Source organism: Aliirhizobium smilacinae (assembly GCF_006335145.1).
GTDB classification, from domain to species: Bacteria; Pseudomonadota; Alphaproteobacteria; order Rhizobiales; family Rhizobiaceae; genus Neorhizobium; species Neorhizobium smilacinae.
Genome location: NZ_VDMN01000003.1, coordinates 315,114 through 340,944, shown reverse-complemented (window position 1 = coordinate 340,944; position 25,831 = coordinate 315,114). Strand labels below are relative to the sequence as shown.

Genomic DNA, 25,831 nt, shown 5'->3' with positions numbered 1-25,831 from the left:
AATCGTTCGGGCAATCCGAATTCGGACATAGGGGATCGGACGGCTGCGGAGCCGGCCGTAATTTACATCATGGTGTCGACAAGCGCCTTCAGTTCGGCGGTGCGCTTGCGGGTCAGATCAGCCTCGCAACTGGAAACCAGCATAGGCTCCATCGATCCGCCGCGCGCCTGAAAACCCCAGGATAGGCATTGGGCGTCGCGATAACCGATCCAGGCGCGTTGCGCCTTGACCAAGGCCTCATCGCCACCTTTCAGATCCGGCATGGAAGCCTCTGCATCCCGCTTTTTCAGGAGTTTTCGCGTCGCTTGGTACTGCGCATTCAGGGCCTTGTCGGCATCGGCAAGATCCTGGCCGGCGCAGATCGTCATGTCCGTCTGTGTCTGCGGTTCCTTGCAATCGGGTGTCGGCTGCTGGGCAGAGCTCGGTGCATCGACAAGCAGCACACATCCGCATAATAGCGGCAAAAGAGCGAGTTTCAGCATGGTGTCCTCCTCCGCATTGCCTCAGACGGCTGCGCCGTCATAGTGGTGCGAGGTCAGTGCCCTCGGATCGACGCCTTCCAGACAATTGACGTTGATCGCCACCATCGCAGAACCATCCTTCGGTGAATTGCCGTAGGCAAAGCTTTCGATGCCGCATGTCTTGCAGAAAAGGTGCTGCAGCGTCTTCGTGTTGAAACGGTATTCGGTCAGATTGTCCCCACCCGATGTGAGCGAAAACGCGTCACGCGGCGCGAAGGCAAGCACGACGCCAAGGCGCTGGCAACGCGAGCAATTGCAGGTGACCGTCTGCTCCAGATCAGCATCGGCCTCGTAAGAGACTGCACCGCATTGGCAGCTGCCCAGGTAGTGTTTGGTCGCCATATCAGAGCGCTCCCATGATCTTCTGCTGAAAACCATAGACCTCGCGCTTGCCCGAAAGCGGGATCAGCGTCACGGAGCGGGTCTGGCCGGGTTCGAAGCGCACGGCAGTTCCGGCAGGTATATCGAGCCGCATGCCGCGCGCCTTGTCGCGGTCGAACAGGAGGCCATTGTTGGTCTCGAAGAAATGGTAGTGGCTGCCCACCTGAACCGGCCGGTCTCCGCTGTTAGAGACCTCGATCAAGATCGTCGGGGCACCCACATTGAGTTCGATTTCGCCTTGAGCGGCAATGACTTCGCCCGGAATCATGAATCTCTCCCTTACGCCGTTAAAGCGATTTGTGGCTTGCAGCCCTCGGCCTTCAGGACGCGGATGGTCGAAGCCGGATTGTTGACCAGCGCAGCTGCCGGACGCACCGGCCGGCGCACCAGTTCGCCGCTGCAGTTGGGGCAGATCCCGGCAAGCACATTCGTGGCGCAATCGGCACAATAGGTGCATTCGAACGTGCAGATCATCGCTTCCCGGCTTTCCGGGGCCAGATCCTTGTCGCAGCATTCGCAGTTCGGGCGCAATTCAAGAGCCATGGCGTCCTCCTCAGCGGATCGGTTCGTGGACGGTGACGAGCTTCGTGCCGTCCGGGAATGTCGCCTCCACCTGCACGTCGTGGATCATTTCGGAAATGCCTTCCATCACCTGGTCACGGGTCACGACATGCGCGCCGCTCTCCATCAGGTCGGCGACGGAACGGCCGTCACGGGCACCTTCGACCACGTAATCGGTGATCAACGCGATCGCTTCCGGATAGTTCAGCTTCACACCGCGTTCGAGGCGACGGCGCGCGACGATTGCCGCCATGGAAATCAGCAGCTTGTCTTTTTCGCGTGGTGTCAGGTTCATGTTTTACCCGCATTCCAGATGAGATATGGCAAATCAGATGTTCCAGACTTTCGGCACTGGCGCGCCGTTACGCAATACGGAAATTGCCGGTGTCAGGATTTTTCTCAACTCGAAACCGGTCGGGGCGGCGATACGGGCGATGAGTTTGCCATTCCAGTAGCTGGCGCCACCCGGCGTACCGGCAAGGCAATCCCGCAACCGCGACAGCAACGCTTCGCCCAACGGCCCTGTATAAAACAGCGTGGCGAACGCCACCTGACCCGACAGCACGGCGGCAGCCTGGGTCAACCGCTCGATCTCGCCTTCGAACCGCAGTTCCTCGGCATGGATAAGCTGCCCATTGCGGCGCACCCGCCAGCGATCACGGAAAAAACCGTGACTGACCGCCTCGCCCATCGCCTTGCGGCCGAGCAGCACCGCCTCGACGGCGAGAAACTCTGCGTCCTCGGCCAGATCCACATCGAGACGACGGGTCAGCGAGGCCTGGTCGAAAAGGATTGTTTCCTGGGGAAGCCAATGGACGGATGCGCCCTGCCCGACGGTGATGTCGGTGGAGACCGAGGCCGTTCCGGAAGCGGCCTTGTAGATCTTCTCGTTGGCCTGCGTGGTGACGGAGAGCCGGGTAGAAGCCGCAGCGGCGACGGACCATTCGATCACGTCGCCGCCCGTCAGTCCCCCTGACGTATTGATAAGGATCGCCTCCATTTCAGGCGAAAAGGTTTCCGGAAGGCGTATTTTTGCGCAGCCTTCCTGAAAGAATTCGTCGAGCCTTGTCCGCCCGCCAAAAGCCTTGGTTACAAGGCGTCCTGTACCCCTTGCCCGCTGCGGCGCATATTGATCGGCTGTGGGCTGCTGCACGACGTACCTTCGAGTTCTGCTTGTGTTGCGCAGTCAGAAGCAATGGACGTGCCAGACTTCGCGCCCGATGCAGATTTGGCAGGAACGGCCGTCGCAACGAGATCCGTCGAGTCGGCCTTGCCGAAGAAGTCCCACATGCGGAAGGCGGGATCAACATTGGCGTCGAAGGCCGATTTTGCCGGCAAGACAGCCGAAACCTTGGTCACGCTCGCGGCACCATCCTTGGCGGCAGCAATCACGGCTTGCTTGGCCGCAACCGGCTTCGGCCAGTCATGGGTACCTTTTTCGAAGACGTAAGTAGCGATACGGGCGCCATTCTTGCAGGTGCCGTATATCGTGTAGGTCACGCCATCGGCAGTCTTGGGGTCACCATTGCCCTTGCAGCCGTCCAGATCGCTCCAGCGCTGGATCGCGGTGTTGAAACCATACTGCCAATAAGCGGAACCGCCGCCGGCATAAGGGTTCTGCGCGTCCTTCTCGCCGGCAAAGGCGACGATGGAGATCGGCTTGGCCGGATTGCAGTTCGCCTTGTCCGGTCCCCACTTGCCGTCGGTTTCGACGGGACGGCCGGCACGCAGCGAGTTGACGAAACCGGCAGCGGTAAAATCATCCTGGCCGGAGCAGACATAGGCCGACAGCATGCGGCCACCGCCGGAATAACCCGACGCGAAAAAGCGGTTCGGATCAACGCAGAACTCTTCCTTCACTTCATCGACAGCATCGTCGATGAAGCCGATCTCGTCGAGACCGCCCTGCGCACCGGTCGGAATGATCGCCTTGCTGACCTGAACGAAAGGCACGTTCCAGGCATAGGTGCCCGGCGTCTTGCCCGGCAGGCTGCCCTGCAGCGCAACCGCGATGAAGCCGTTCTTTTCGGCGACCTTGTCCCAGGAAGAGCGGTTCAGCTGACCATCAGGATTGCTGTTGCTGCCGTGGAAATCGAACACGACCGGCACCTTGTCCTTGCCCGTATAGGAGGACGGCACATAATATACAGCCTGACGGGCGACGCCGTCACTTTCGATCGTCATCGCATGGCGACCCGGCGCCAGCGGCTGACCACAGGCGGCGAAAGCCGAGCCGGCGGCCAGGAAAAACGCCCCAGTCGCGGTCAGGCGAACAAGAGCGGATCGGGAACGGTGACCAGGAATGCATGCAAAGACCATCAGCGCCTCATCATGGGGTGCGGGTTGTCAACGATGTTCGGAGATGTCGTTCATCTGCGGTTCATCTAGCACACCTGTTGAAGCATTGATACGCCTTGGATCAATAGAAGCAATGCAAACATTCACCATTAAACTGTTAGATGCCGCCTTGCTTCTGCCGTATCCAAGGTTTCAGCGGGGCCTTCATGCACAATCTCGCCACGGTCCATGATATAGACCTGATCGGCAAGCTCGCGGCAGAAGTCAAGATACTGTTCGACAAGCAGGATCGCCATGCCGGTGGAATCCCTCAAGTAGCGGATCGCCCGACCGATATCCTTGATGATCGACGGCTGGATGCCCTCGGTCGGCTCGTCCAGCACGAGAATCTTGGGGCGCGTCACCATGGCGCGACCGATCGCCAGCTGCTGCTGCTGGCCACCGGAAAGATCGCCCCCGCGACGGCCGAGCATGGTTTTCAGCACCGGAAACAGCGAAAAGATCTCGTCGGGAATGAACTTGTCCTTGCGGGCAAGCGGTGCATACCCGCTCTGCAGATTTTCCTGAACGGTCAGAAGCGGAAAGATCTCGCGGCCCTGCGGCACGTAACCGATACCGTGCTTGGCACGGGAATAGGGCGCCAGCCCGTTCAGCACCTCGCCCTGAAAACTGATCGTGCCCCCGGAGACCGGATGCTGGCCGGTGACGGCCCTGAGCAGCGAGGATTTTCCGACCCCGTTGCGGCCGAGCACGCAGGTGATCTTGCCCATCTCGGCATTGATCGAGACACCGCGCAAAGCCTGTGCTGCGCCGTAGTGGAGATTGACGTTGTTGACTGTCAGCATGGGGTGCCTCCCTGTTTAACCAGGAGGGTGGCATTCCCCCCCTCTGCCCTGCCGGGCATCTCCCCCACAAGGGGGGAGATCAGAAGGAGGCAACCACTCGCCCCCCGTTGAAGGTTGAGTGAAGGCCAGACATCATCCTGCGCGGAAATCGAAGCCGACAAAGATGCCAGCTCGGGGCGAAAAGCGCGCGCCCAGCTGATCTCCCTCCTTGTGGGGGAGATGCCCGGCAGGGCAGAGGGGGGTATCAAGACCACTGCGCTCTCCATCACCGCCCCAGATAATTCTCGATCACCTTCGGATCGCTGGAGACGAAGTCGATCGATCCTTCAGCCAGCACCGAGCCTTCCGCCAGGCACGTCACCTTCACACCCAGATCGCGAATGAAGCCCATGTCGTGTTCGACCACCACCACCGAGCGGGTCTTGGCGATCTCGCGCAGCAGAATCGCCGTTTCCGCCGTCTCGGCATCGGTCATGCCGGCCACCGGCTCGTCCACCAGCAGCAGCTTCGGTTCCTGCGCCAAAAGCATGCCGATCTCCAGCCACTGTTTCTGGCCGTGGGAGAGATTGGCGGCATATTCATGGGCGCGGTGGGTCATGCGGATCGTCGAAAGGATTTCCTCGATCCGCGACTTGTCCTCGGCGCTCAACGTATAGAACAGCGTCGCGAAGACCCCGCGGGAACGGTTCAGCGCCAGTTCCAGATTGTCCCAGACCGTATGGCTTTCGAACACGGTAGGCTTCTGGAATTTCCGGCCGATGCCGAGCTGGGCGATATCGGCCTCGTCCTTTTTGGTCAGGTCGATCTCGTCCTCGAAGATCACCTTGCCGGTGTCGGGCCGCGTCTTGCCGGTGATAATGTCCATCATCGTCGTCTTGCCGGCGCCGTTCGGGCCGATAATGGCGCGCAGTTCGCCGGGTTCGATCACCAGCGACAGCGAATTGATCGCCTTGAACCCGTCGAAGGAGACGGAGACGTCTTCGAGGTAAAGCAGGCTTTTTGTTCTGGTTTCGGCAATCGTGTTCATCATCTCACTCCGCTGCCTGAACCTGTTGCGTGACCGGCGGGGTGCCGGCATCCCTGCCCTTTTCGGCCTCGGCCGCAGCCTTCAATGCCTTGCGGGCATTCCAGCCATGCTGGATCGTTCCGACAATGCCCTTCGGCAGGAACAACGTGACGGCAATGAACAGGCCGCCGAGCGCAAACAGCCAGAATTCGGGGAATGCGCCGGTAAAGTAGCTTTTGCCAGCGTTGACGAGGATCGCGCCGATGATCGGCCCGATCAGGGTCCCGCGTCCGCCAACAGCGGTCCAGACGACGACTTCGATCGAGTTGGCCGGGGCGAATTCGCCGGGATTGATAATGCCGACCTGTGGCACGAACAGCGCGCCTGCAATGCCGGCGAACATGGCCGACACAACGAAGGTGAAGAGCTTGATGTTCTCGACCCTGAAGCCGAGGAAACGCACCCGGCTTTCCGCATCGCGAACGCCGACCAGAACCTTGCCGAATTTCGACCTTGTGATGGCCGATGCAACGATCAGGCAGAGCGCCAGCATGATCGCCGACATGGCAAACAGAACCGCCCGCGTGCCGCCGGCCTGCACCTGAAAGCCCAGAATATCCTTGAAATCAGTCAGGCCGTTATTGCCGCCGAACCCCATGTCGTTGCGGAAGAAGGCAAGCATGAGGGCATAGGTCATCGCCTGGGTGATGATCGAGAGATAGACGCCGTTGACTCTTGAGCGAAAAGCAAACCAGCCGAAGAAGAAGGCGAGCAGGCCTGGAACGACAAGCACCATCAGCATGGCGAAGGGGAACATGTCGAACCCGTACCAGAACCACGGCAACTCCTTCCAGTTGAGGAAGACCATGAAATCCGGCAGGTCCGGATTGCCATAGGTGCCGCGAGAACCGATCTGGCGCATCAGGTACATACCCATCGCATAACCGCCGAGCGCGAAAAAGGCGCCGTGGCCGAGCGAGAGAATGCCGCAATAACCCCAGACCAGATCGAGTGCCAGCGCCAAGAGCGCATAGCAAAGATATTTGCCCATCAGCGCCATGACATAGGTCGGAATATGGAAGGCACTGTCGGGCGGGGTCAGCAGGTTGAGTGCCGGGACGAGCATGGCGACGGCAAGCAGTATGCCTGCAGCGATAACAATCTTGCCTTCGAGCGCGCGAAGAATGAAGCCGGAGATCATGCTTCCACCGCCCTTCCCTTGAGCGCGAACAGGCCGCGCGGACGTTTCTGGATGAACAGGATGATGAGAACGAGCACAAGGATCTTACCGAGCACGGCACCGACCGAAGGTTCGAGAAACTTGTTGAGGATGCCGAGCGACAAAGCGCCGACCAGCGTGCCCCACAGATTGCCCACCCCGCCGAAGACCACGACCATGAAACTATCGATGATGTAGCTCTGGCCGAGGTTCGGCGAGACGTTGTCGATCTGGGAGAGCGCCACGCCGGCAATGCCGGCGATGCCCGAACCGAGCGCAAACGTCAGCGCATCGACCCAGGGAGTGCGGATGCCCATCGAAGACGCCATGCGGCGGTTCTGGGTGACGGCGCGCATGTTGAGGCCGTAGGCCGTCTTCTTCATCACGAACAGCAGCGTAAAGAAGATCGTCAGCGAAAAGACGATGATCCACATGCGGTTATAGGTGATCGTCATGCCGCCGAGCGGGAACGAACCGGACATCCACGACGGGTTGCCGACTTCCTGGTTGGTCGGGCCGAAGATCGTGCGGATCGCCTGCTGCAGGATCAGCGATACGCCCCAGGTGGCAAGCAGCGTTTCCAGCGGCCGTCCATAGAGGAAGCGGATCACGCCGCGCTCGATGACGAAGCCGACAAGACCCGTTACCAGGAAGGCGACCGGCAGTGCGATGGCGAGCGACCAGTCGAACAGATAAGGCGCATTATCGCGGATCACGTCCTGCACCATGAAGGTGGAATAGGCACCGAGCATGACCATTTCGCCATGCGCCATGTTGATGATGCCCATCACGCCGAAGGTGATGGCCAGTCCGATCGCCGCCAGAAGCAGGACGGAGCCGAGCGACATGCCGTACCAGACGTTCTGCGCCAGATCCCAGATCTGCAATTGCCCCTGGATCTTCGCGATGGCCTTGTCGACCTCGGGTTTCAGGCTTTCGTCGATCGACGACGAGACGGTCGAGAAAATGCGCATCGCCTCGCGGCCGCCGAGGCTGGAGATCGTCTCGATGGCGGCGCGTTTTTCGTCGACGGAACGGTCGGAGGAGAGCAGCGACACAGCGCGCGCCTCTTCCATCCGGGCCTTCACTTCAGCATCGGTTTCCTTGGCGAGCGCCGCCTCAACCAATTCAAGTGCTTCGGCACTGGGGGAGCGGAGGATGGAATCGGCAGCGGAAAGGCGGACACCGCGATCCGGGCTCATCAGCGTCAGGCCGCCGAGCGCCGCGCGGATGGCGCGTCGCAGATTGTTATTGACGCGGATTTTCGTCACCGCGCCCTTGGCGACCTGGCCTGCGCTTTCACCCGTCACCGGATCGATCAGCTCGAGCTGTGAACCGGCAGCCTTGGCCAGGAACACCGCCTTGTCGGACTTGCGGAAATAGAGATCACCTTCGGCGAAGGCTTCAAGCGCCGGAACGACGCGTGGATCGCCGATGGTGGCGATCTGTCCCACCAGAGTTTCCGCCTGGCTGAAATTGGCATCTGCCAGCTGGTTGAGCAGCGGTTTTGGATCCGGCCCTTGCGCGAAGGAAGATGCGGCAAAACACAGGAACAGAAAAATCATAGAGAATAGACGGATGAGCATGCTTTCGTCCCCCGGATGACCTGACGTCGAGGATGCGTCTGCCCCTCATCCGCCTGCCGGCACCTTCTCCCCGTACAGACGGAGAGAAGGACATATGCCGCGACCGTGCCGCCCCCTCCAGCGTCGAGCTGGGCACGTCCCCTCGCCCCGTTTACGGGGAGAGGGTTAGGGTGAGGGGCTAACCTCCCCCACCAACGCGATTGCCTGATCAGCTACCCTTGCCGCCGCATTTGCCGGTGGCGACGTTGAAGTTGCCGCAGGACATCGGCTTGCGCCAATCGGAGATCAGGTCCTTCGAGTCCGGCAGGTAATCCGACCATTCGTCGCCGACGACGGCAGGCGTTTCCTGAACGATGTCGAACTGGCCATCGGCCTGGATTTCACCGATCAGAACCGGCTTGGTGATGTGATGGTTCGGCATGACGGTGGAGGTGCCACCTGACAGGTTCGGTACGGCGACGCCGATGATGCTATCGAGAACTGCATCCGTATCGGTCGTGCCGGCCGCTTCGACCGCCTTAACCCATGCGTTGAAGCCGATATAGGCGGCTTCCATCGGGTCGTTGGTCACGCGCTTGTCGTTCTTGGTATAGGCGTGCCAGGTCTTGATGAACTCGGCATTGACCGGCGCATCGACGGACTGGAAATAGTTCCAGGCGGCAAGGTGGCCAACAAGCGGCTTGGTATCGAGACCGGCAAGCTCTTCTTCACCGACGGAGAAGGCGACGACCGGGATGTCTTCGGCCTTGATGCCCTGGTTGCCGAGTTCCTTGTAGAACGGCACGTTGGCGTCACCGTTGATGGTCGAAACGACGGCGGTCTTCTTGCCGGCAGAGCCGAATTTCTTGATGTCGGAGACGATCGTCTGCCAGTCGGAATGACCGAACGGCGTGTAGTTGACCATGATGTCCTCTTCCTTGACGCCCTTCGACATCAGATAGGCCTTCAGGATCTTGTTGGTCGTCTGCGGATAGACATAGTCGGTGCCGGCCAGAACCCAGCGCTCGACGCCTTCGGTCGCAGCCAGATAATCGACGGCTGGGATTGCCTGCTGGTTCGGAGCGGCACCCGTATAGAAGATGTTGCGCGAGGATTCTTCACCCTCGTACTGGACCGGGTAGAAGAGGATCGAGTTCAGCTCTTCGAAGACCGGTAGGACGGACTTGCGCGAGGACGAGGTCCAGCAACCGAAAACGGCGGCGACCTTGTCCTGGGAGATCAGCTGGCGGGCTTTTTCGGCAAACAGCGGCCAGTCGGAAGCCGGGTCAACAACGACGGCTTCGAGCTTCTTGCCGAGAACGCCGCCCTTCTTGTTCTGCTCTTCGATGAGCATCAGCATGGCGTCCTTGAGCGTCGTCTCGGAAATCGCCATCGTACCGGAAAGCGAATGCAGCACGCCGATCTTGATCGTGTCGTCGGCCGCGAATGCGCCGTGGAAGGCCGTCGTCGAAAGTGCGGCTGCAAGCAGTGCGCCGCCTAGTTTCATCCGGAAATTCATGGTCTCAAACCCCCTCTTTTTGGTTTGTTTGCACAGCGGCAAAACTTAACCACTGCTTAAGGGGACTATCGGGTGCGGCGGCGCAAAACCACATACGCAAAATGACGTATGGAGAGGGGGAAAGTGTCCACGGGGCGAGATGTCAAAGTTCCCATCGCCGCGATAGTTCCGGCATAGGCCTGTTCGAAATAGGCGACGTCAGCGAGCGGATTTCATCATATGCCTGAAATTTAATACATGCTAAAACACAAATATCGAGAGGGGCTGGAGGGCAACATAATGTCTCGATGGGGGAGAGCGGCGCCTTTGGCGCTGCTGCTGTCTACGTGTGGCAACGCGGCAGCGGCACCGCCGCTTTGTGCCGATGTGGCCCTTGTTCTGGCGATCGACGGATCGGGCAGCGTCACAGACGGCGAATATCGGTTTCAGAAATCGGCGATTGCCGCTGCCTTCAGGGATGATGCGATCATCTCGGCAATGAAGGATGCCGGCACCGTCATGCTTTCTGCGATATTTTGGGGAGACGGCGAGTTTCCGACCGAAAGCCTCGACTGGTTCGTCGTCCACGGCGGACTGGGCGCAGAGGATTTCGCCCGGGCACTCGAACGCAACGAACGGCACGTCTACGGCGATACCAATATCGGCAGTGGTCTCTGGGCCGCCCTCGACAAGCTCTCGGAGCCGGGCATCTGCGCCAGGCGCCTGGTCATCAATCTGTCCGGCGACGGCAGGGAAACCATGGTGCCGAAACAGCGCATCAGGGCCACTCTCTATCAAGCCCGCCTGCGGACCATTCAGATGGGGGTGACGATCAACGCGCTGGCGATCGCCGACGAGGATGAGGACCTCGCTGCCTATTATGCGCAGCAGGTGGTGCATGGAACCGGCGGCTTCACCATGACTGTCAAAAGCCAGGCCGACTACGCGCTCGCGATCCGCCAAAAACTAAAACGCGAACTGTCGCCCCAATTTGTTGCAAGCGTCGTGCAACATCGCTCCACTCCTTACTGAATCAACCCGGTGAATGCTCACCGCCGCAGCCAAAACATCTGATCAGCAAGACACTTGCAAAACAAACCGACCATCTGGTATGTTTAGGGCATGACCGAAGCTCACGAACGCAAGAAACAGCCCGAGATCGTCCGGCGCGCACTACTGGATTGCGCCGCACAGATTTCGCAGGAACAGGGGCTGCCCGCAGTCACGCTGCAGGCGGTGGCTGATGCTGCGCATGTGACGAAGGGCGGCCTGCTGCATCATTTTCCCAACAAGCAGGCCCTTGTTCAGGCCGTTTTCCATGACCTGCTCAAGCAACTCGACACCCAGATCGACCTTCTGCTCGAAGACGACCCGGAATCTTACGGCCGCTTCACGCGGGCCTATATCCGCGCATTCGCCAATGCCGAAAGCGAAGGTGCGTGCAACTGGAACGCCCTTCCCCTCTCCTCGCACACCGATCCTGAGATGAAGGCGATGTGGTCCGAATGGTACGCGTCCCGCCTCGCGCGCCACGCCGAAAGCGATGCCGGGCCTGAACTCGGCATAGCCCGTTACGCCGCAGACGGCCTCTGGCTTGCCGGGCTGCTGGAATATTCCGGCGTCGAGGCGACAGGCCACGATGCCCTGATCGAACAACTGATCTCATTGACACGAAAGAAACAGACGTGAATCCCGCCCTCATCACCTACGGCTCTCTGCTCTCCGCCATCGCACTTGAAGTCGTCGGCACCACGCTCCTTCAGCAGAGCCAGCAATTTACCCGCATCCTGCCGACGCTTGGCATGGCGCTTTGTTATGGCGCTGCTTTCTATCGTCTGTCGATCACGCTCCGCGTGCTGCCGGTCGGCATCGCCTATGCTATCTGGAGCGGCCTCGGCATCGTGCTGATTTCGGTCGTCGGCCTGATCGTCTTTCGCCAGAGCCTCGACATGGCGGCCATGATCGGCCTCGGCTTCATCATCGCCGGCGTTATCATCGTAAACGTGTTTTCGAAGACAGTCGCACACTGAACACGTCAATTCGGTTGCAAAAGCTCAAGCCAGCACCGAGAGTGCCTTTTTGACGATCACTCCTCCCAAGGGATCAAAAACAAGGCATGGCAGCGCGGCAGCGGATCATCCCGGTCCGGCGGGAATATAACCGCTGGGTCGCCAACCAGACTCTGGAAGACTACGCCCTTCGCTTCACCGCCAAGAGCGCGCGCCGCTTTTCGTCCAGCCGCATCTCGCAAACGGCAATCGGCGCGATCTCCTTTTTGGCACTGGAGGCCATAGGCGGCGCGATAACGCTGTCCTATGGCACGACCAACGCCTTTTTCGCGATCATCGTGGCGGCAATTGTGATGCTGGTCGTCGGCTTGCCGATCAGCCGTTACGCGATCCGCCATGGCGTCGATATCGACCTCCTCACCCGCGGCGCATCCTTCGGTTATATCGGCTCGACGATCACCTCGCTGATCTATGCAAGCTTCACCTTCATGCTGTTTGCCATCGAAGCCTCGATCATGACCGGGGCGCTGCAGCTCGCCTTCGGCATTCCGCTGTGGATCGGCTACATCATCAGCGCCATCGTGGTGATCCCGCTCGTTATCTACGGCGTGCAACTGATCTCCCGTTTTCAGCTTCTCACACAGCCTTTCTGGATCATCCTCAACGTCCTGCCGTTCATTTTCATCGCCTTTCTCGATTGGGAGAAATTCGATCTCTGGCGGGCATTTGCCGGTGTCGGGCATTCCAATGGAGAGATTGGCGGCACAGCACCCTTCGATATCGTCGAGTTCGGAGCAGCCTCCGCCGTCATTCTGGCGCTGATGCCGCAGATAGGCGAACAGGTCGACTTCCTGCGCTTCCTTCCTCCGGAAGGCCTGAGGAAATGGCGCCACAGGCTTGCCGTCTTCCTGGCCGGACCCGGCTGGGTCGTCGTCGGCGTACCAAAACTGCTGGCCGGCTCGTTCCTGGCGGTCCTGACGCTGTCGACAGCAGTCCCGGTCAGCGACGCGGCCGATCCGGCCCATATGTATCTCGCAGCCTTCGGCTACATGATCCCCAACGACACGGCGGCGCTGCTGCTGATGGCCGCCTTCGTTGTCGTTTCGCAGCTGAAGATCAACGTGATGAATGCCTATGCCGGGTCGCTCGCCTGGTCGAACTTCTTCTCGCGTCTGACCCATAGCCATCCTGGACGTGTCGTCTGGCTCGTCTTCAATGTCGCGATCGCACTTCTGCTGATGGAACTCGGTATCTACCGGCTGCTGGAAGAGACGCTCGGCATATTCTCGATCGTGGCGATGAGCTGGCTCTGCACGATTTCGGCCGACCTTTTCATCAACAAATCGCTCGGCCTGTCGCCTCCCGGCATCGAGTTCAAGCGCGCGCATCTTTACGACGTCAACCCCGTGGGCCTTGGCGCCATGATGGGCGCGACAACGATTGCGCTGGCCGCGCATTTCGGCCTGTTCGGCACGCTGATGGCCTCGCTTGCCACCTATCTCACGCTGACCGCTTTCCTGCTCTCTCCGGCCATCGCCTTTGCAACGCGTGGAAAATATTATCTTGCCCGCAAGCCGCGCCAGAGCTGGAAGACGCTGGGCTCGATCACCTGCTCCGTCTGCGAGCATCCTTTCGAACACGAGGACATGGCCTGGTGCCCCGCCTATGCGGCGCCGATCTGTTCGCTCTGCTGTTCGCTCGACAGCCGCTGTCACGACATGTGCAAACCGCATGCACGCTTGAACACGCAGATCGGCACTGTCGCACGGTCCTTCCTCTCCGAAAGCATCATCTCCCGCCTCACCACGCGGCTCGGCCGTTATGCCATGACCGCCACCCTGTCGATCTCGACGATCGCTGCGATCCTGGCGCTGATCGCCTATCAGGTGGGGGAAGCAGCCCCTGCCAATGCCGAGGTGATCTACGGCACGATCCTGATCGTCTTTTTTGTCTTCGCCATCATCACCGGGATTTTCTCGTGGTTCTACGTGCTGGCGCACGACAGCCGGGTCGTCGCGGAAGAGGAATCGTCGCGGCAGAACACCCTTTTGCTGAAAGAAATTTCTGCCCACAAGAAGACCGACGCAGCGCTTCAGGACGCCAAGGAAACGGCCGAGGCCGCCAACCGCGCCAAGAGCCGGTATGTCGTCGGCCTGTCCCACGAATTGCGCACGCCGCTCAACGCCGTGCTCGGTTATGCCCAGATCCTCGAGCGCGACGAGACGATCCCTGCCCCGCGCCAATCCGCGATCAAGGTCATCAAGCGCTCGGCGGATCACCTCTCGGGCCTGATCGACGGCCTGCTCGACATTTCCAAGATCGAGGCGGGGCGACTGCAGGTCTATTCCAACGAGATCAACATCCAGGATTTTCTCGACCAGATCGTCGAGATGTTTTCGCTGCAGGCGCAAGCCAAGGGCCTGGAATTCGAGCACATCCGCGCGCAGTCGCTACCGCATTATGTCCGGACCGACGAGAAACGTCTGCGGCAGATCCTCGTCAACCTTCTGTCCAACGCCATCAAATTCACCGATGCAGGCAAGGTGCGTTTCGAGATTGCCTATCGCAGTCAGGTCGCGACCTTCACCATTTCGGATACCGGGCGCGGCATTGCCGAAAAGGATCTCGGCCGCATCTACGAACCCTTCCAGCGCGGTGAGGCAGATAACGTGCGGCCAATGCCGGGGCTTGGCCTCGGGCTGACCATCACCCAGCTTCTCACCAACACTCTGGGCGGCGAGATCTCGGTGGTGAGCGCCAAGGACGAGGGATCGACCTTCCGGGTCCGACTGATGCTGTCCGCCGTCGAGCGGCCGAACACGACACCGGCCGCCGAACGCAAGATCGTTTCCTACACCGGCCCGCGCCGCACCATTGTCGTCGTCGACGACAATCAGGACCACCGCGACCTGATGCGTGAAGTGCTAGCACCTATGGATTTCGTCGTATTGACCGCAGCGGATGGCCCGGCATGCCTGACACTGATCGAGGGTGTGAAGCCGGACATTTTCCTGATCGACATTTCGATGCCCGGCATGAGCGGCTGGCAACTCGTCGCCCGTCTGCGCGCCCTAGGACAGGCGGCACCGATCATTATGCTGTCGGCCAATATCGGCGACGGCACCACGGCTGATGCCGCAGGTGAAGGCCATAACGATACACTGTCCAAGCCGGTCAACCTGCGCCGGCTGGCCGACAAGCTCGCCTCCCATCTCGGTCTTGCCTGGGTCTATGACGACGAACTGCCGCCAGCGCCTGTCTCTGCGGCCCAAAAGCCCGTCATAAGTCCGGGGACGAACCACCTTCAGGACTTGCTGCGTCTCGGAGAGATCGGTTACGTGCGGGGGATAGAAGCCAAACTTGCCGATCTTGCCGCTGACGAGACCCATCGCCCCTTCGCCGACGAGCTTGGCCTTTACCTGAAGGCCTTCGACATGGCCGGCTACATGAAATTCCTGGAGCGCCTGGACAAGGAGGAGATGAGCGATGGCTGACACCGCAACGCCCCGCGACATCGTTCTCCTGGTCGATGACAGCCCGGAAGCGCTGGGTTTCCTGACCGAGGCGCTGGAACAGTCAGGCTTCTCCGTCCTCATCGCGACATCGGGACAGTCGGCGCTCAACATCGTCGACAAGATCACGCCCGATCTCATTCTTCTCGATGCCGTCATGCCCGGCATGGACGGGTTCGCGACCTGCCGAAAACTGAAGACCAATGCCGGAATTTCCCAGGTACCGGTGATCTTCATGACCGGGCTGACGGAAACGGAACATGTCGTCCACGCGCTCGGGTCCGGCGGCGTCGACTACCTCACGAAGCCGATCAATATCGACGAATTGCGCGCCCGTATCCGCGTCCACCTGACCAATGCCCGGTCGGCCCAAAGCGCCCGCGTGGCACTCGACGCTGCAGGCCGCCATCTGCTTGCGGTGAGAGCCGACGGCAGCATCCAGTGGTCGACGCCACAGGCGACCCGCCTGATCAACGCGGCAACCAATCGCGACGACGGCCTGGATCTGGTGGCGCAAAGGATTGCAACGTGGATGGTCGAACGCGACCGCCCCGGCTTCTCGCGCGATGCGGCTTTTTCTCTGGACGCCGGAGAGGAAAAGGGCCTGCAGCTTTCCTATCTCGGCGGCCTGAGTGCCGATGAGTTTCTCTTCCGTCTAACGGCAAGCAGCCGTCGCTCCGACCCGGAAGCGCTGCGCCAGAGTTTCCCGCTGACTGCAAGGGAGTCCGAAGTTCTTCTCTGGATCGCCAAAGGCAAGTCGAACCGCGATATCGGTGAAATTCTTGGCCTGTCGGCCCGGACGGTCAACAAACATCTGGAGCAGATTTACGTCAAGCTTGGAGTCGAGAATCGCGCCTCCGCAGCCGTCAAGGCTGCGCGCGTGCTGCATGAAGACTCGTGACGACCAAGGCACAGGCGATGCCCGGCGAGATCTGCATCAGACGATAAGAACTGGAAACAGGCTTCCCGCACAAAGAGTTACGCAATAAGGCGGGTAGCACGGAAAAAATGTGCGCAATAGTTACATTCGCCAATTAGAATATACTCATATCGCTATTACAATCAGGCATTCGTTGTTGCATTGCAACGAAGCAGATAGAGGATCGCGGATCCACAAGGCAGCATCGATGATCCCCGACCCAAAAAACGACTCTCTCACGTCCCTACTCAGCCTCGTCAAGACATTGAAGCGCGATAGCGATCGGCAGAGCCTGTCCGCATCGGAGAAGGAAGCGAGAATTTCGGGCGTCATCGAAAAATTATCCCGCTTCCAGCCTTTGCCGATTGCCGCTCAGCCGGTGCCGATCACTTTCAGAGCCGAAGAGAGATAGCGAGCCGCGAGCTCATTGCCGCGCTTCTGGGCAAGGTCGAGAGCCGACTGGCAGTGGCCTGGAAGCGGATCGACCATCGACGCGGTGGCGGCACCCGACACCTCCATCACAGCCCCGTTGTATATGAACGGCACCCCGGTGTCGTCCTTGAGGCAGCGCCCGATCGCCACAACGTCGACAGCACCGCGTTGACTGTGATCGATATGATATCTCTCCTGATAAAGATGCCCGCCGGTAATGGCTCTGTGGACGGACGCCGCAACCCGCGCCCGGTCATTGATCGATATCCGTTCGACCAATGAAAGAATCGGCACCCCGGTAGCCATGGCGCCGGCCTCGACATCGAAAAGCTCTGCAAGTGTAACGTCGCCATACACTTTGTCGGTAGCAAGTTCCCAGCTGAAGAAGGCCATCCCGCAGGACAGTAATGCAGCATTGAGTTCGGCATTCAGCGGTAACATGCGAATCCTTTTCTGAAATATTCTCAGCCCTCTTATTTTAGAACATTCTAAATCCGTAAATTACAGTTTCTGACCCGTAAAGATTTGGCTTTACGGGTTTGCTTGACCAACGAAGCCTTTACAGGCCCCGAAAACGAGAAAAGCCCGGCTTGCACCGGGCTTTTCCATTGATTTTATGTTCTCGAATAAAGCTTAGCTGCCCTGCTGGAAGTAGCTGTACTTGCCGTCCGGACCCTTTTTCCATTCGTACATGACGTAGCCCGGAAGCTTCGGGTCGCCCTTTGCGTCGAATGCGAGGTCGCCGAGAACAGTCTTGAACGGACCCTTTTCGTGCAGGATCTTGGCAACAGCCTCAGCATCTTCCGCGCTGCCGGCGGCCTTGATGCCTTCGGCAATGACCTGGACGGCCGCGTAGGAGTAAAGCGTGTAGGCTTCAGGGTTGAAGCCGGCGGCCTTGAACTTCTCGACCAGTGCCTTGTTTTCCGGGATCAGCGTCGGGTCGGGACCGAAAGTGTTGAGCGTGCCTTCGACTGCGTCGCCTGCGATCGAGGCAAGTTCGTTGGAGACGATACCGTCACCCGAAACGAGCGTTGCCTTGAGGCCTGCGTCCTTCGCCTGACGGATGATCAGGCCGGCTTCGGTGTGGAGACCGCCCCAGTAGATGATCGAAACGCCAGCTTCCTTCATCTTGGAGATGAGAGCGGAAAAGTCCTTGTCGCCGGTGTTTACGCCTTCGCGGATGACTTCCTTCTTGCCGAGCGCGTTGTAAGCCTTCTTGGTCTCTTCAGCGAGGCCCTGGCCGTAAGGTGTCTTGTCATCGATGATGGCGATCTTCGCGTCAGCGAACTTTTCGGCAAGATACTTGCCGGCAACGCCACCCTGCTGGTCGTCACGACCGCAGGTACGGAACGTATTCCACAGGCCGCGCTCGGTGAAGACCGGGTTGGTCGCAGCAGGCGTGATTTCGAGAATGCCGTTTTCGGCATAAACTTCAGACGCCGGGATCGAGACGCCGGAGTTGAAGTGACCGACCACATACTTGACGCCGTCAGCAACGAACTTGTTGGCAACCGAAACGCCCTGCTTGGCGTCGGAAACGTCGTCGCCAAGCGCGATGGTCAGCTTTTCGCCGTTGATGCCACCAGCGGCATTGATGTCGGCAATCGCCTGCTCGGCACCCTTCTGCAGCTGCGCACCGAATGCGGCGTTCGGGCCGGTCAGAGGACCACCGACGGCAATGACGATGTCAGCCCATGCGTTGCCGCTAAAGGCAACCATGGCCGTCAGCGCGACGGCGGAAAGAAGAGACTTCTTCATAGAATAACTCCCAGTTATTATGAGGTGAGTGTTTTTTGGGATCCAGCGCAATACCCACCATCACTGCGCCGGAAAGATGTTCCACCTTTTGGTGTATTATTATGTTTGCCCAAACCGATCTGAATTCAGAAAAGACCGGCTGTCAATCTTTCTTCCTCCACGAAAATGCGGAGGTTGGCTCGTAGAGCCAGTAGTAATTCTGAACCATCTGCCGGGTGCGCCGGATGCGGAAGCCCGCCAGTGCAAAGCCGAACAGGAGAATGAGGTCCAGAATGAAGTAGAAGGCGTTGATGAACGGCCCCTGGAACAGCGCATAGTGCAGGAACTGCATGGCGGCGGCGAGCAGAACCGCATAGATCACGACTTCGCGATAGCCGTTCCAACCCTCGGCCGCCGCCTTGCCGGAACGCCATGCAGTCCAGAAACCGAGCAGCAGCACGATGCCACGCAGGAAATAACGAACCACGGTATCCGTTTCGAAAAACAGGCCCTGCATCCTAGTTACTCCCGCTCGCCGTGAAGATAGTGATCATGCTCAATGTCGGCCCCCTTCGAGATAGGCAGCACGGACTTCCGGATTGGCAAGCAACTCCCTGCCCGAACCGCTCATCGTGACCTTGCCGTTGACCATGACATAGGCGCGGTCCGACAGTTTCAGCGCCGCGAATGCGTTCTGCTCGACGAGGAAGACGGTCAGTCCCTCCTCCTTATTGAGCGTCTTGATCGCCTCGAAAATGCCCTTGACGATCAGCGGCGCGAGACCAAGCGAGGGCTCGTCCAGAAGAAGCAGTTTCGGACGCGACATCAGCGCACGGCCGATCGACAGCATCTGCTGTTCGCCGCCCGAAAGCGTGCCGCCGCGTTGGCTCTGGCGCTCTTTCAGGCGCGGGAACATCACGAACACTTTCTCGACGTCTTCCTTGAAATATTTCAGGTTGTCGAGATTGGCGCCCATCTGCAGGTTTTCCAGCACGGTCATGCGCGGAAAGATGCGTCGGCCTTCCGGTGACTGGGCGATGCGCTTGCGGGCGATCAGATGCGTCGGAAGCTTGGTGATATCCTCGCCGTCGAAGATGACCTGGCCGTTCTTCGCCTGCGGCGAGCCGCAGATAGTCATCATCAGCGTCGATTTGCCGGCGCCGTTGGCGCCGATCAGGCTGACGATCTCACCCTTGTTGACCTCGACATCGACGCCGGAAAGGGCGCGGATATTGCCGTAATAGGTCTCGACACCCTGGACCTTCAGGAGGGTTTCACCGGCCATCAGACGGCCCCCTCTTCGATAATGCCCTTGTCGAGCTTTTCCTCGATTTCTTCAACTTCATCATCCTCGACGCCGAGATAGGCAGCAATCACCCTCGGGTCGTTTTTCACATGATCCGGCGTGCCGTCGGAAATCTTCTGGCCATATTCCAGAACGACGACATGGTCGGAAATCTCCATGACCACCGACATGTCGTGCTCGATCAACAGCAGCGAGGTGCCCTCGTCACGGATGTCGCGCAAAAGTGCGTTGAGCGTCAGCGACTCCTTGGGATTGAGACCCGCGGCCGGCTCGTCCAGGCAGAGCAATTCCGGGCTGGTGCACATCGCGCGGGCGATTTCCAGACGGCGCTGCGCACCGTAGGAAAGGTCACCCGCCGGATCGTCGGCACGGTCGGTCAGATCGGCCTTGTTCAGCCAGTATTCTGCCTTCTCGATCGCAGCCTTGGCAGCATTCTTGTAGGTCGGCAGACCAAGCAGACCGAGGATCGTGTAACCCGAGGCCTTCATCAGCACGTTATGCTGCGCCACCAACAGGTTTTCCAGAACAGTCAGGCCGGAAAACAGCCGGATATTCTGGAAGGTACGGGAGACACCCGCCACCTTGTTGATCTCGAAGTCGCGCAGGCGCTCGAGCAGAAGCTCCTTGCCGTTGCTGCGCGACAGCGTGATCATGCCCATGGTCGGCTTGTAGAAGCCGGTGATGCAGTTGAACACCGTGGTCTTGCCGGCACCGTTCGGGCCGATCAGCGCGGTGATTTCGCCGCGCTTGGCTTCAAAAGAGAAGTCGTTGATCGCCATCAGGCCACCGAACTTCATCGACAGGTGTTCGACCTTGAGGATCGTTTCTTTTGTCATTGTCGTGGTCCCGGTCGTCATCAGCCGTGGCCTTCCTTGGTGAAGCTGCCGGAGACAGCTTTTCTCTCCTTGAGGAAGGCCGTCGGTTCACGGGTGCCGACAAAGCCACGCGGCTTGAACAACATGACGATGATCATCGCCAGTCCGAACAGCAGCATGCGGTAGAGCTCAGGCGTGAAGTCAGGCCCGAAGATATGCTTGAGGAATTCCATCTCGCGCAGCAATTCCGTACCGCCGACCATGACGACCGCCGCAATGGCGATGCCTGTGAGCGAACCCATGCCGCCGAGAACGACGATGGCAAGGATGACGGCCGATTCCAGGAAGACGAAGCTTTCTGGAGACACGAAACCCTGACGGGCGGCAAAGAACGAGCCGGCAAAACCGCCGAACATCGCGCCTGTGGCGAAGGCCGTCAGCTTGGTGGTGACGGTGTTGATGCCGAGCGAGCGGCAGGCAATCTCGTCCTCGCGCAAAGCTTCCCAGGCGCGGCCGATCGGCATGCGGCGCAGGCGGATCGTGACATAGGCCGTCAGCATGCAGAGCGCCAGGATGATGTAGAACAGGAACATCTTGTAATAGACTGAGGACGACGGAAGTCCCCAGGCCTTGTTGAAGTTGTTCGCGGCCCCGACGTCAAACGACCAGATACCGAAGAACGACGCTTTGGCGATGCCCGAGACGCCGAACGTGCCGCGGGTAACGTCCGTCCAGTTGATCAGCACCAGCCGGATGATTTCACCGAAGGCCAGCGTCACGATCGCCAGATAGTCGCCTCGCAATCTCAACACCGGAAAACCGAGAATAACACCCCAGAGTGCGGCCAGAATGCCGGCCATCGGCAGAAGCAGCCAGAACGAAAAGCCGAAATAGGACGACAGCAGCGCGTAGGAATAGGCACCCACCGCATAGAAGGCGACATATCCAAGATCGAGCAGGCCTGCGAGGCCGACGACAATATTAAGGCCCCAGGCAAGCATCACGTAGATGAGGATCTGGATGCCGAAATTGTCGACATATTTCAGCGAGCCCTGGCGGCCGACAATCAGCATCGCCAGGAAGGGATAGCAAAGCAGGAAGACCAGCGCGATCTTGAGGAAATGCCTGTGGAAGAAGCTCTTCTTGTCAGAGATTTCCAGGACGCCGGTCTTTGCCTTGGCAAGCTTGCGGGCGTCGAGATGCGGCTTGATGAAGCCGACCGTCACGAAGCGGCCAATAGCGGCGACGGCCACGAAGACGGCAAGCAGACCCCAGCGCGTGCGCCAGACCAGCTGGTTGTTGATATCCTGATAGGTCTCGATTCCGACGAACAGGAGGAACATGCCGAACGCGATCAAGCCCGCGAAAATGCCTTCCTTGATAGCTTTTGCCATCAGGCCGGATTGGTTGTTTTCCGTGGTGTAAGCCATATCAGACCTTCTCCACTTCCGGACGGCCGAGAATGCCGGTCGGCTTGAAGATCAGCACGATGGCAAGGATGGCGAAGGTTGCGACGTCTTTGTAGGCGATCGAGAAATAGGCCGACCAGAGGCTTTCGATCAGGCCGATCAAAAGCCCGCCGAGAACAGCGCCCGGCAACGAGCCGATACCGCCGAGAACGGCCGCGGTGAACGCCTTGACGCCCGGAATGAACCCGTCGTTGAACGATGCGACACCGTAATACATCAGGTACATCGCACCGGCGACCGCCGCGAGGGCTGCACCCATGATGAAGGTGATCGAGATCGTCTTGTCGACATCGACGCCGAGCAGCGCCGCCATCTTGCGATCCTGCTCCGTGGCACGTTGCGCGCGGCCGAGCGGTGTCTTGTTGACGATATACCAGAAGGCGAACAGCAGAATCGAGGTGATCACAACGATCAGGATCTGCTTCAGCGAAATGGTGATATCACCAAAATGGTAGGTATCGGTCACCAGTGGCGGGATCGGCTTGTTGCGCGGCCCCTGCGTCACCTGAATGAAGTTCGACAGCGCGATCGACATGCCGATCGCGGTGATCAACGGCGCAAGACGGAAGGATCCGCGCAAAGGCCGATAGGCCACACGCTCGATCGTCCAGTTCCACAGACCCGTCATCAGCATGCCGACCAGCAACATCAGCAGCAGCAGCAGCGCGACCGGTATGCCGGCGAAAAAGGACGTCAGGATCAGGAAGATGATCAGGGCGGCAAAGCCGCCGAGCATGAAAATATCGCCATGGGCGAAGTTGATCATGCCGATGATGCCGTAAACCATCGTATAGCCGATTGCGACGAGGCCATAGATGGATCCGAGAGTCAGCCCGTTGATGAGCTGCTGGATAAAGTATTCCATATATTTTCCCCTAATGCGGTCCTTTAGCGGCCGCACCATTCTTTCGAAGACCTTATGGGATCTTCAATTTTTTTGATTCCTATCCGTTTCCTTAAAAATGTGAAGTGCAAAAGAAAGAGGCAGATCAATTTTCACGAGCTTTTGCCCGCGATGGCGCAATTACGCCCAAAAATGCCAGAAATGCGGCATCAACTTCACAGAAAACAAGCATTTTTGACGTGCAAAAACGCTGTTTCCAACCGCTGATTTTCTATAGAGTTTACAACTATCAAGAGCGCATTCGCGAACCATTCGAGTCAAACAGTGCCACTGGCTGCAGACGCGCGGAAAGCATGTCTCCCAGTATCTCGATCTGCCACCCGTCAGCCACCTCGGCGATCTCCCTGGGCACATAGCCCATGGCAACAGACACACCCGACGCATGGGCATAACCGCCCGAAGTGACCCATCCCTTCACCTCTCCGTCAAGCGAGATCGGCTCGTCGCCGATGACGTCCGCATCCCCGGCCGCGACGATCAAGGTGACGAGCCGCATCGTGCCGCCCGACGCCTTTTCGTCGAGCGCCGCCTGCTTGCCGATGAAGTCGGCCGGCTTGTTATAGGAAATGAACCGGCCAAGCCCGGCTTCCAGCGGCCCGTAGAGCGGACGATATTCGCGCGACCAGCTGCCGAAGGATTTTTCGACGCGAAGGGCATTAAGTGCCCGCAGACCGAAAAGCGAAATACCGAATTCGGCACCGGCCTCCATGATGAGATCGAACAGATAACGCTGGTATTCCGGCTTCATCCATATCTCGTAACCGAGATCGCCGGTATAACTGACGCGGCCGAGAATGACCGGCGCCATGCCCAGATCGAGTTCTCGAACCGCCATGAACGGCATCGCGGCATCCGACAGATCGAGATGCGTCAGCTTCTGCAGCACCTCGCGCGCCTTCGGCCCGGCGACGGAAAGCCCCAGCAGGCCCAGATTGAGCGCATCGACCTCGACCGAGCCATCCTCGGGCAGATGCTGGTCGAACCAGCGCATGTGATAATCCTCGGCAATGCCGGAGCCGATCAGCAGGAATTCCTCGTCTTCCAGCGCCGCCAGCGTGAAATCGCCGATCAGCTTGCCGGCCTCGTTCAGCATCGGCGTCAGCGCCATGCGGCCTTCCGGCGGAATCCTGCCCGCCAAAATGCCATCCAGCCAGTTGCGCGCGCCCTCGCCGGCAATCAGATATTTGGCGAAACCCGAGGTTTCCATCATGCCGACAGAGGCGCGCACGACTTTCGCTTCGTTTCCGACATGCTCGAAATCGGTCGAGCGCCGCCACGAAAATGCGTCCTCCACACCTTCGGGCGCAAACCACAGGGGCGTTTCCAGCCCGTAGGATGCGCCGAACACGGCACCGGCCGCCTTCAGCTTGTCGTAGATCGGCGTGGTCAGAAGCGGACGTGCGCCCGGCAATTCCTCGTTCGGATAACGGATCGAGAAACGGCGAGAGTAATTTTCGCGCACCTTGGCATTGGTATAACCGAGCGTCGCGTAATCGCCGTAACGGCAGACATCCATGGCGAAAACGTCAAAACCCGGATCGACGTTGATGATCCACTGCGCCAGCGCCAGACCGACGCCGCCGCCCTGGGAAAAGCCCGCCATGACCGCGCAGGCCGACCAGAAATTCGTCATGCCGCGAACCGGTCCCACCAGCGGATTGCCGTCCGGCGAGAAGGTGAAGGGGCCGTTGATGATCGTCTTGATACCGGCATTGTTGAAGGCCGGGAAATGCCGGAAACCGACTTCCAGCTCGCCGGAAATCCGCTCGATATCCTCGGCCAGCAGCTCGTGGCCGAAGGTCCACGGCGTTTCGATCGGCGACCACGGGCGGCAGTCCTTTTCATAGGTGCCCATCAGCATGCCGTTGCGTTCCTGGCGGATATAGATCTCGCCGTCGAAATCGACGCAATGCATCAGCTCGCGGCCGGCGGTCTTGTTGAAGTCGATGACTTCGGGCATGTCCTCGGTGATCAGGTACATATGCTCCATGGCAAGTACCGGCAGTTCGAGCCCAACCATGCGGCCGACCTCACGCGCCCAGAGCCCGGCAGCGTTGACCACGTGCTCTGCGCGGATTTCGCCCTTGTCGGTGATGACCCGCCACAAGCCGTCCGGCAGCTGGATCAGTTCATCGACCTTGGTATGCAGATAAATCTCAGCGCCGTTCTTCTTCGCCGATTTCGCATAGGCATGCGTCGTTCCATAAGGGTCGAGATGGCCCTCATGCGGATCGAACACGGCACCGACGAATTCCTTCGGGTCAAGCAGCGGCATCATCGCATGCGCTTCCTCGACCGACACCAGCCGCGCCTCGCCATTTGCATATTTACCCTTGGCCAACAGCGACTTGAACCAGTCGAACCGCTCGTTGGTTGCCGCCAGCATCAGGCCGGAGGTCATGTGCAGCCCTATATCCTGGCCGGAATATTCCTCGATCTCCTTGTAGAGTTCGACCGTATATTTCTGCAGCTTGGCGACGTTCGGATCGCCGTTGATCGTGTGCATGCCGCCCGCCGCATGCCAGGTGGAGCCGGAAGTGAGTTCGGAGCGCTCGACCAGAACCACGTCGGTCCAGCCGAATTTGGTCAGGTGATAGAGGATGGAACATCCGACGACACCGCCGCCGATCACGACAACCCGGGCATGGCTCTTCATTCAAATTCTCCGGTGGGAAAAACGAAAGATGTGAGCGAGCCTAGAGTGTCTGATCCGCAGCCAATAGGCTGTTCTGCGAAGCAGGATTTGTCGTTTCCGACATAGTCAGTGTTCGGTTCGCGCCATTTCGATCGAATGGCTGAAACTTATTCTGCGACGGTTGCGTATAGGGTTTCAT

Annotated in this window: 25 protein-coding genes; 5 read left to right on the top strand and 20 right to left on the bottom strand. The window is 59.3% G+C overall.

Translation table 11 applies throughout. The features are described 5' to 3' along the window. Window positions 1-62: 62 nt before the first annotated feature. From FHP24_RS16350 to urtA, 12 genes are all read right to left on the bottom strand, one after another. Window positions 63-482 (bottom strand): lysozyme inhibitor LprI family protein, encoded by a 420-nt coding sequence (locus FHP24_RS16350; protein WP_139677285.1) that lies wholly within the window; start codon window positions 480-482, stop codon window positions 63-65. A gap of 21 nt (window positions 483-503) precedes the next feature. Then, window positions 504-863 (bottom strand): GFA family protein, encoded by a 360-nt coding sequence (locus FHP24_RS16345; RefSeq protein WP_139677284.1) that lies wholly within the window; start codon window positions 861-863, stop codon window positions 504-506. 1 nt (window position 864) lies between these two features. Then, window positions 865-1,170 carry an urease subunit beta gene (locus FHP24_RS16340; RefSeq protein WP_139677283.1) on the bottom strand — a complete coding sequence of 102 codons (306 nt, stop codon included), beginning with the start codon at window positions 1,168-1,170 and terminating at the stop codon, window positions 865-867. 11 nt (window positions 1,171-1,181) lie between these two features. Further along, the gene (locus FHP24_RS16335) at window positions 1,182-1,445 is read right to left on the bottom strand and encodes a DUF1272 domain-containing protein (RefSeq protein WP_139677282.1); all 264 of its coding nucleotides are present in this window, start codon (window positions 1,443-1,445) and stop codon (window positions 1,182-1,184) included. 10 nt (window positions 1,446-1,455) lie between these two features. Then, entirely contained in the window at window positions 1,456-1,758 is a 303-nt protein-coding gene (locus FHP24_RS16330; protein WP_139677281.1) for an urease subunit gamma, read from the bottom strand. Between the two features lie 33 nt (window positions 1,759-1,791). After that, a complete protein-coding gene (locus FHP24_RS16325; RefSeq protein WP_139677280.1) occupies window positions 1,792-2,616 on the bottom strand; it encodes an urease accessory protein UreD in 825 nt (274 codons plus the stop codon). Then, window positions 2,553-3,782, bottom strand: coding sequence for an alpha/beta hydrolase family esterase (locus FHP24_RS16320; protein WP_139677279.1), 1,230 nt, complete (start codon window positions 3,780-3,782; stop codon window positions 2,553-2,555). The genes FHP24_RS16325 and FHP24_RS16320 overlap by 64 nt, the downstream gene beginning before the upstream one ends. 128 nt (window positions 3,783-3,910) lie before the next feature. Further along, the gene (gene urtE / locus FHP24_RS16315; protein WP_139677278.1) at window positions 3,911-4,606 is read right to left on the bottom strand and encodes an urea ABC transporter ATP-binding subunit UrtE; all 696 of its coding nucleotides are present in this window, start codon (window positions 4,604-4,606) and stop codon (window positions 3,911-3,913) included. Window positions 4,607-4,871: 265 nt separating this feature from the next. Further along, window positions 4,872-5,633, bottom strand: coding sequence for an urea ABC transporter ATP-binding protein UrtD (gene urtD / locus FHP24_RS16305; RefSeq protein ID WP_139677597.1), 762 nt, complete (start codon window positions 5,631-5,633; stop codon window positions 4,872-4,874). A 4-nt stretch (window positions 5,634-5,637) separates the two neighbouring features. After that, on the bottom strand, window positions 5,638-6,813 hold the full coding sequence (urtC, locus tag FHP24_RS16300; RefSeq protein WP_139677277.1) for an urea ABC transporter permease subunit UrtC: 1,176 nt from the start codon (window positions 6,811-6,813) through the stop codon (window positions 5,638-5,640). Continuing rightward, window positions 6,810-8,417, bottom strand: a complete 1,608-nt coding sequence (gene urtB, locus FHP24_RS16295) for an urea ABC transporter permease subunit UrtB (RefSeq protein WP_139677276.1) — start codon at window positions 8,415-8,417, stop codon at window positions 6,810-6,812. The genes urtC and urtB overlap by 4 nt, the downstream gene beginning before the upstream one ends. Window positions 8,418-8,625: 208 nt before the next feature. After that, window positions 8,626-9,915 (bottom strand): urea ABC transporter substrate-binding protein, encoded by a 1,290-nt coding sequence (gene urtA, locus FHP24_RS16290; RefSeq protein ID WP_139677275.1) that lies wholly within the window; start codon window positions 9,913-9,915, stop codon window positions 8,626-8,628. A gap of 279 nt (window positions 9,916-10,194) precedes the next feature. Between urtA and FHP24_RS16285 the strand changes: the two genes are divergently transcribed. From FHP24_RS16285 to FHP24_RS16265, 5 genes are all read left to right on the top strand, one after another. Continuing rightward, entirely contained in the window at window positions 10,195-10,926 is a 732-nt protein-coding gene (locus tag FHP24_RS16285; protein WP_180356028.1) for a DUF1194 domain-containing protein, read from the top strand. 90 nt (window positions 10,927-11,016) lie between these two features. Then, window positions 11,017-11,583 (top strand): TetR/AcrR family transcriptional regulator, encoded by a 567-nt coding sequence (locus tag FHP24_RS16280; protein WP_139677273.1) that lies wholly within the window; start codon window positions 11,017-11,019, stop codon window positions 11,581-11,583. Further along, a complete protein-coding gene (locus FHP24_RS16275; protein WP_139677272.1) occupies window positions 11,580-11,924 on the top strand; it encodes a DMT family transporter in 345 nt (114 codons plus the stop codon). The genes FHP24_RS16280 and FHP24_RS16275 overlap by 4 nt, the downstream gene beginning before the upstream one ends. An 86-nt stretch (window positions 11,925-12,010) precedes the next feature. Then, the gene (locus FHP24_RS16270) at window positions 12,011-15,397 is read left to right on the top strand and encodes a hybrid sensor histidine kinase/response regulator (protein ID WP_139677271.1); all 3,387 of its coding nucleotides are present in this window, start codon (window positions 12,011-12,013) and stop codon (window positions 15,395-15,397) included. Next, window positions 15,390-16,316, top strand: coding sequence for a response regulator transcription factor (locus FHP24_RS16265; protein WP_139677270.1), 927 nt, complete (start codon window positions 15,390-15,392; stop codon window positions 16,314-16,316). The genes FHP24_RS16270 and FHP24_RS16265 overlap by 8 nt, the downstream gene beginning before the upstream one ends. Window positions 16,317-16,706: 390 nt before the next feature. Here the strand turns inward: FHP24_RS16265 and FHP24_RS16260 are convergent, their stop codons facing one another. The 8 genes from FHP24_RS16260 to FHP24_RS16225 all read right to left on the bottom strand — a co-directional run bounded on the left by FHP24_RS16260 (window position 16,707) and on the right by FHP24_RS16225 (window position 25,653). After that, window positions 16,707-17,207 carry a hypothetical protein gene (locus FHP24_RS16260; protein WP_139677269.1) on the bottom strand — a complete coding sequence of 167 codons (501 nt, stop codon included), beginning with the start codon at window positions 17,205-17,207 and terminating at the stop codon, window positions 16,707-16,709. Between the two features lie 192 nt (window positions 17,208-17,399). Continuing rightward, window positions 17,400-18,524: a branched-chain amino acid ABC transporter substrate-binding protein gene (locus FHP24_RS16255; protein WP_139677268.1), complete on the bottom strand. Its 1,125-nt coding sequence runs from the start codon at window positions 18,522-18,524 to the stop codon at window positions 17,400-17,402. 142 nt (window positions 18,525-18,666) lie between these two features. Continuing rightward, a complete protein-coding gene (locus FHP24_RS16250) occupies window positions 18,667-19,020 on the bottom strand; it encodes a DUF6867 family protein (RefSeq protein ID WP_139677267.1) in 354 nt (117 codons plus the stop codon). A 39-nt stretch (window positions 19,021-19,059) separates the two neighbouring features. Further along, a complete protein-coding gene (locus tag FHP24_RS16245) occupies window positions 19,060-19,788 on the bottom strand; it encodes an ABC transporter ATP-binding protein (protein ID WP_139677266.1) in 729 nt (242 codons plus the stop codon). After that, entirely contained in the window at window positions 19,788-20,666 is an 879-nt protein-coding gene (locus tag FHP24_RS16240; RefSeq protein ID WP_139677265.1) for an ABC transporter ATP-binding protein, read from the bottom strand. Before FHP24_RS16240 ends, FHP24_RS16245 begins: the two co-directional genes overlap by 1 nt. Beyond that, entirely contained in the window at window positions 20,666-22,018 is a 1,353-nt protein-coding gene (gene livM, locus FHP24_RS16235) for a high-affinity branched-chain amino acid ABC transporter permease LivM (RefSeq protein ID WP_394344640.1), read from the bottom strand. Before livM ends, FHP24_RS16240 begins: the two co-directional genes overlap by 1 nt. Window positions 22,019-22,055: 37 nt before the next feature. Continuing rightward, the gene (locus FHP24_RS16230) at window positions 22,056-22,958 is read right to left on the bottom strand and encodes a branched-chain amino acid ABC transporter permease (protein WP_139677263.1); all 903 of its coding nucleotides are present in this window, start codon (window positions 22,956-22,958) and stop codon (window positions 22,056-22,058) included. A 268-nt stretch (window positions 22,959-23,226) separates the two neighbouring features. Then, window positions 23,227-25,653, bottom strand: a complete 2,427-nt coding sequence (locus FHP24_RS16225) for a GcvT family protein (protein ID WP_139677262.1) — start codon at window positions 25,651-25,653, stop codon at window positions 23,227-23,229. Between the last annotated feature and the right edge of the window lie 178 nt (window positions 25,654-25,831).

What these genes read in the sequence shown, in the direction of transcription:
- FHP24_RS16335 (WP_139677282.1), bottom strand. Translation starts at nt 1,445, where the DNA reads ATGGCTCTTGAATTGCGCCCGAACTGCGAATGCTGCGACAAGGATCTG.
- FHP24_RS16225 (WP_139677262.1), bottom strand. Translation starts at nt 25,653, where the DNA reads ATGAAGAGCCATGCCCGGGTTGTCGTGATCGGCGGCGGTGTCGTCGGA.
- FHP24_RS16340 (WP_139677283.1), bottom strand. Translation starts at nt 1,170, where the DNA reads ATGATTCCGGGCGAAGTCATTGCCGCTCAAGGCGAAATCGAACTCAAT.
- urtA (WP_139677275.1), bottom strand. Translation starts at nt 9,915, where the DNA reads ATGAATTTCCGGATGAAACTAGGCGGCGCACTGCTTGCAGCCGCACTT.
- FHP24_RS16285 (WP_180356028.1), top strand. Translation starts at nt 10,195, where the DNA reads ATGTCTCGATGGGGGAGAGCGGCGCCTTTGGCGCTGCTGCTGTCTACG.
- FHP24_RS16330 (WP_139677281.1), bottom strand. Translation starts at nt 1,758, where the DNA reads ATGAACCTGACACCACGCGAAAAAGACAAGCTGCTGATTTCCATGGCG.
- FHP24_RS16255 (WP_139677268.1), bottom strand. Translation starts at nt 18,524, where the DNA reads ATGAAGAAGTCTCTTCTTTCCGCCGTCGCGCTGACGGCCATGGTTGCC.
- FHP24_RS16270 (WP_139677271.1), top strand. Translation starts at nt 12,011, where the DNA reads ATGGCAGCGCGGCAGCGGATCATCCCGGTCCGGCGGGAATATAACCGC.
- FHP24_RS16250 (WP_139677267.1), bottom strand. Translation starts at nt 19,020, where the DNA reads ATGCAGGGCCTGTTTTTCGAAACGGATACCGTGGTTCGTTATTTCCTG.
- livM (WP_394344640.1), bottom strand. Translation starts at nt 22,018, where the DNA reads ATGGCAAAAGCTATCAAGGAAGGCATTTTCGCGGGCTTGATCGCGTTC.
- urtD (WP_139677597.1), bottom strand. Translation starts at nt 5,633, where the DNA reads ATGAACACGATTGCCGAAACCAGAACAAAAAGCCTGCTTTACCTCGAA.
- FHP24_RS16280 (WP_139677273.1), top strand. Translation starts at nt 11,017, where the DNA reads ATGACCGAAGCTCACGAACGCAAGAAACAGCCCGAGATCGTCCGGCGC.
- FHP24_RS16350 (WP_139677285.1), bottom strand. Translation starts at nt 482, where the DNA reads ATGCTGAAACTCGCTCTTTTGCCGCTATTATGCGGATGTGTGCTGCTT.
- FHP24_RS16345 (WP_139677284.1), bottom strand. Translation starts at nt 863, where the DNA reads ATGGCGACCAAACACTACCTGGGCAGCTGCCAATGCGGTGCAGTCTCT.
- FHP24_RS16245 (WP_139677266.1), bottom strand. Translation starts at nt 19,788, where the DNA reads ATGGCCGGTGAAACCCTCCTGAAGGTCCAGGGTGTCGAGACCTATTAC.
- urtB (WP_139677276.1), bottom strand. Translation starts at nt 8,417, where the DNA reads ATGCTCATCCGTCTATTCTCTATGATTTTTCTGTTCCTGTGTTTTGCC.
- urtE (WP_139677278.1), bottom strand. Translation starts at nt 4,606, where the DNA reads ATGCTGACAGTCAACAACGTCAATCTCCACTACGGCGCAGCACAGGCT.
- FHP24_RS16265 (WP_139677270.1), top strand. Translation starts at nt 15,390, where the DNA reads ATGGCTGACACCGCAACGCCCCGCGACATCGTTCTCCTGGTCGATGAC.
- FHP24_RS16320 (WP_139677279.1), bottom strand. Translation starts at nt 3,782, where the DNA reads ATGGTCTTTGCATGCATTCCTGGTCACCGTTCCCGATCCGCTCTTGTT.
- urtC (WP_139677277.1), bottom strand. Translation starts at nt 6,813, where the DNA reads ATGATCTCCGGCTTCATTCTTCGCGCGCTCGAAGGCAAGATTGTTATC.
- FHP24_RS16260 (WP_139677269.1), bottom strand. Translation starts at nt 17,207, where the DNA reads ATGTTACCGCTGAATGCCGAACTCAATGCTGCATTACTGTCCTGCGGG.
- FHP24_RS16240 (WP_139677265.1), bottom strand. Translation starts at nt 20,666, where the DNA reads ATGACGACCGGGACCACGACAATGACAAAAGAAACGATCCTCAAGGTC.
- FHP24_RS16230 (WP_139677263.1), bottom strand. Translation starts at nt 22,958, where the DNA reads ATGGAATACTTTATCCAGCAGCTCATCAACGGGCTGACTCTCGGATCC.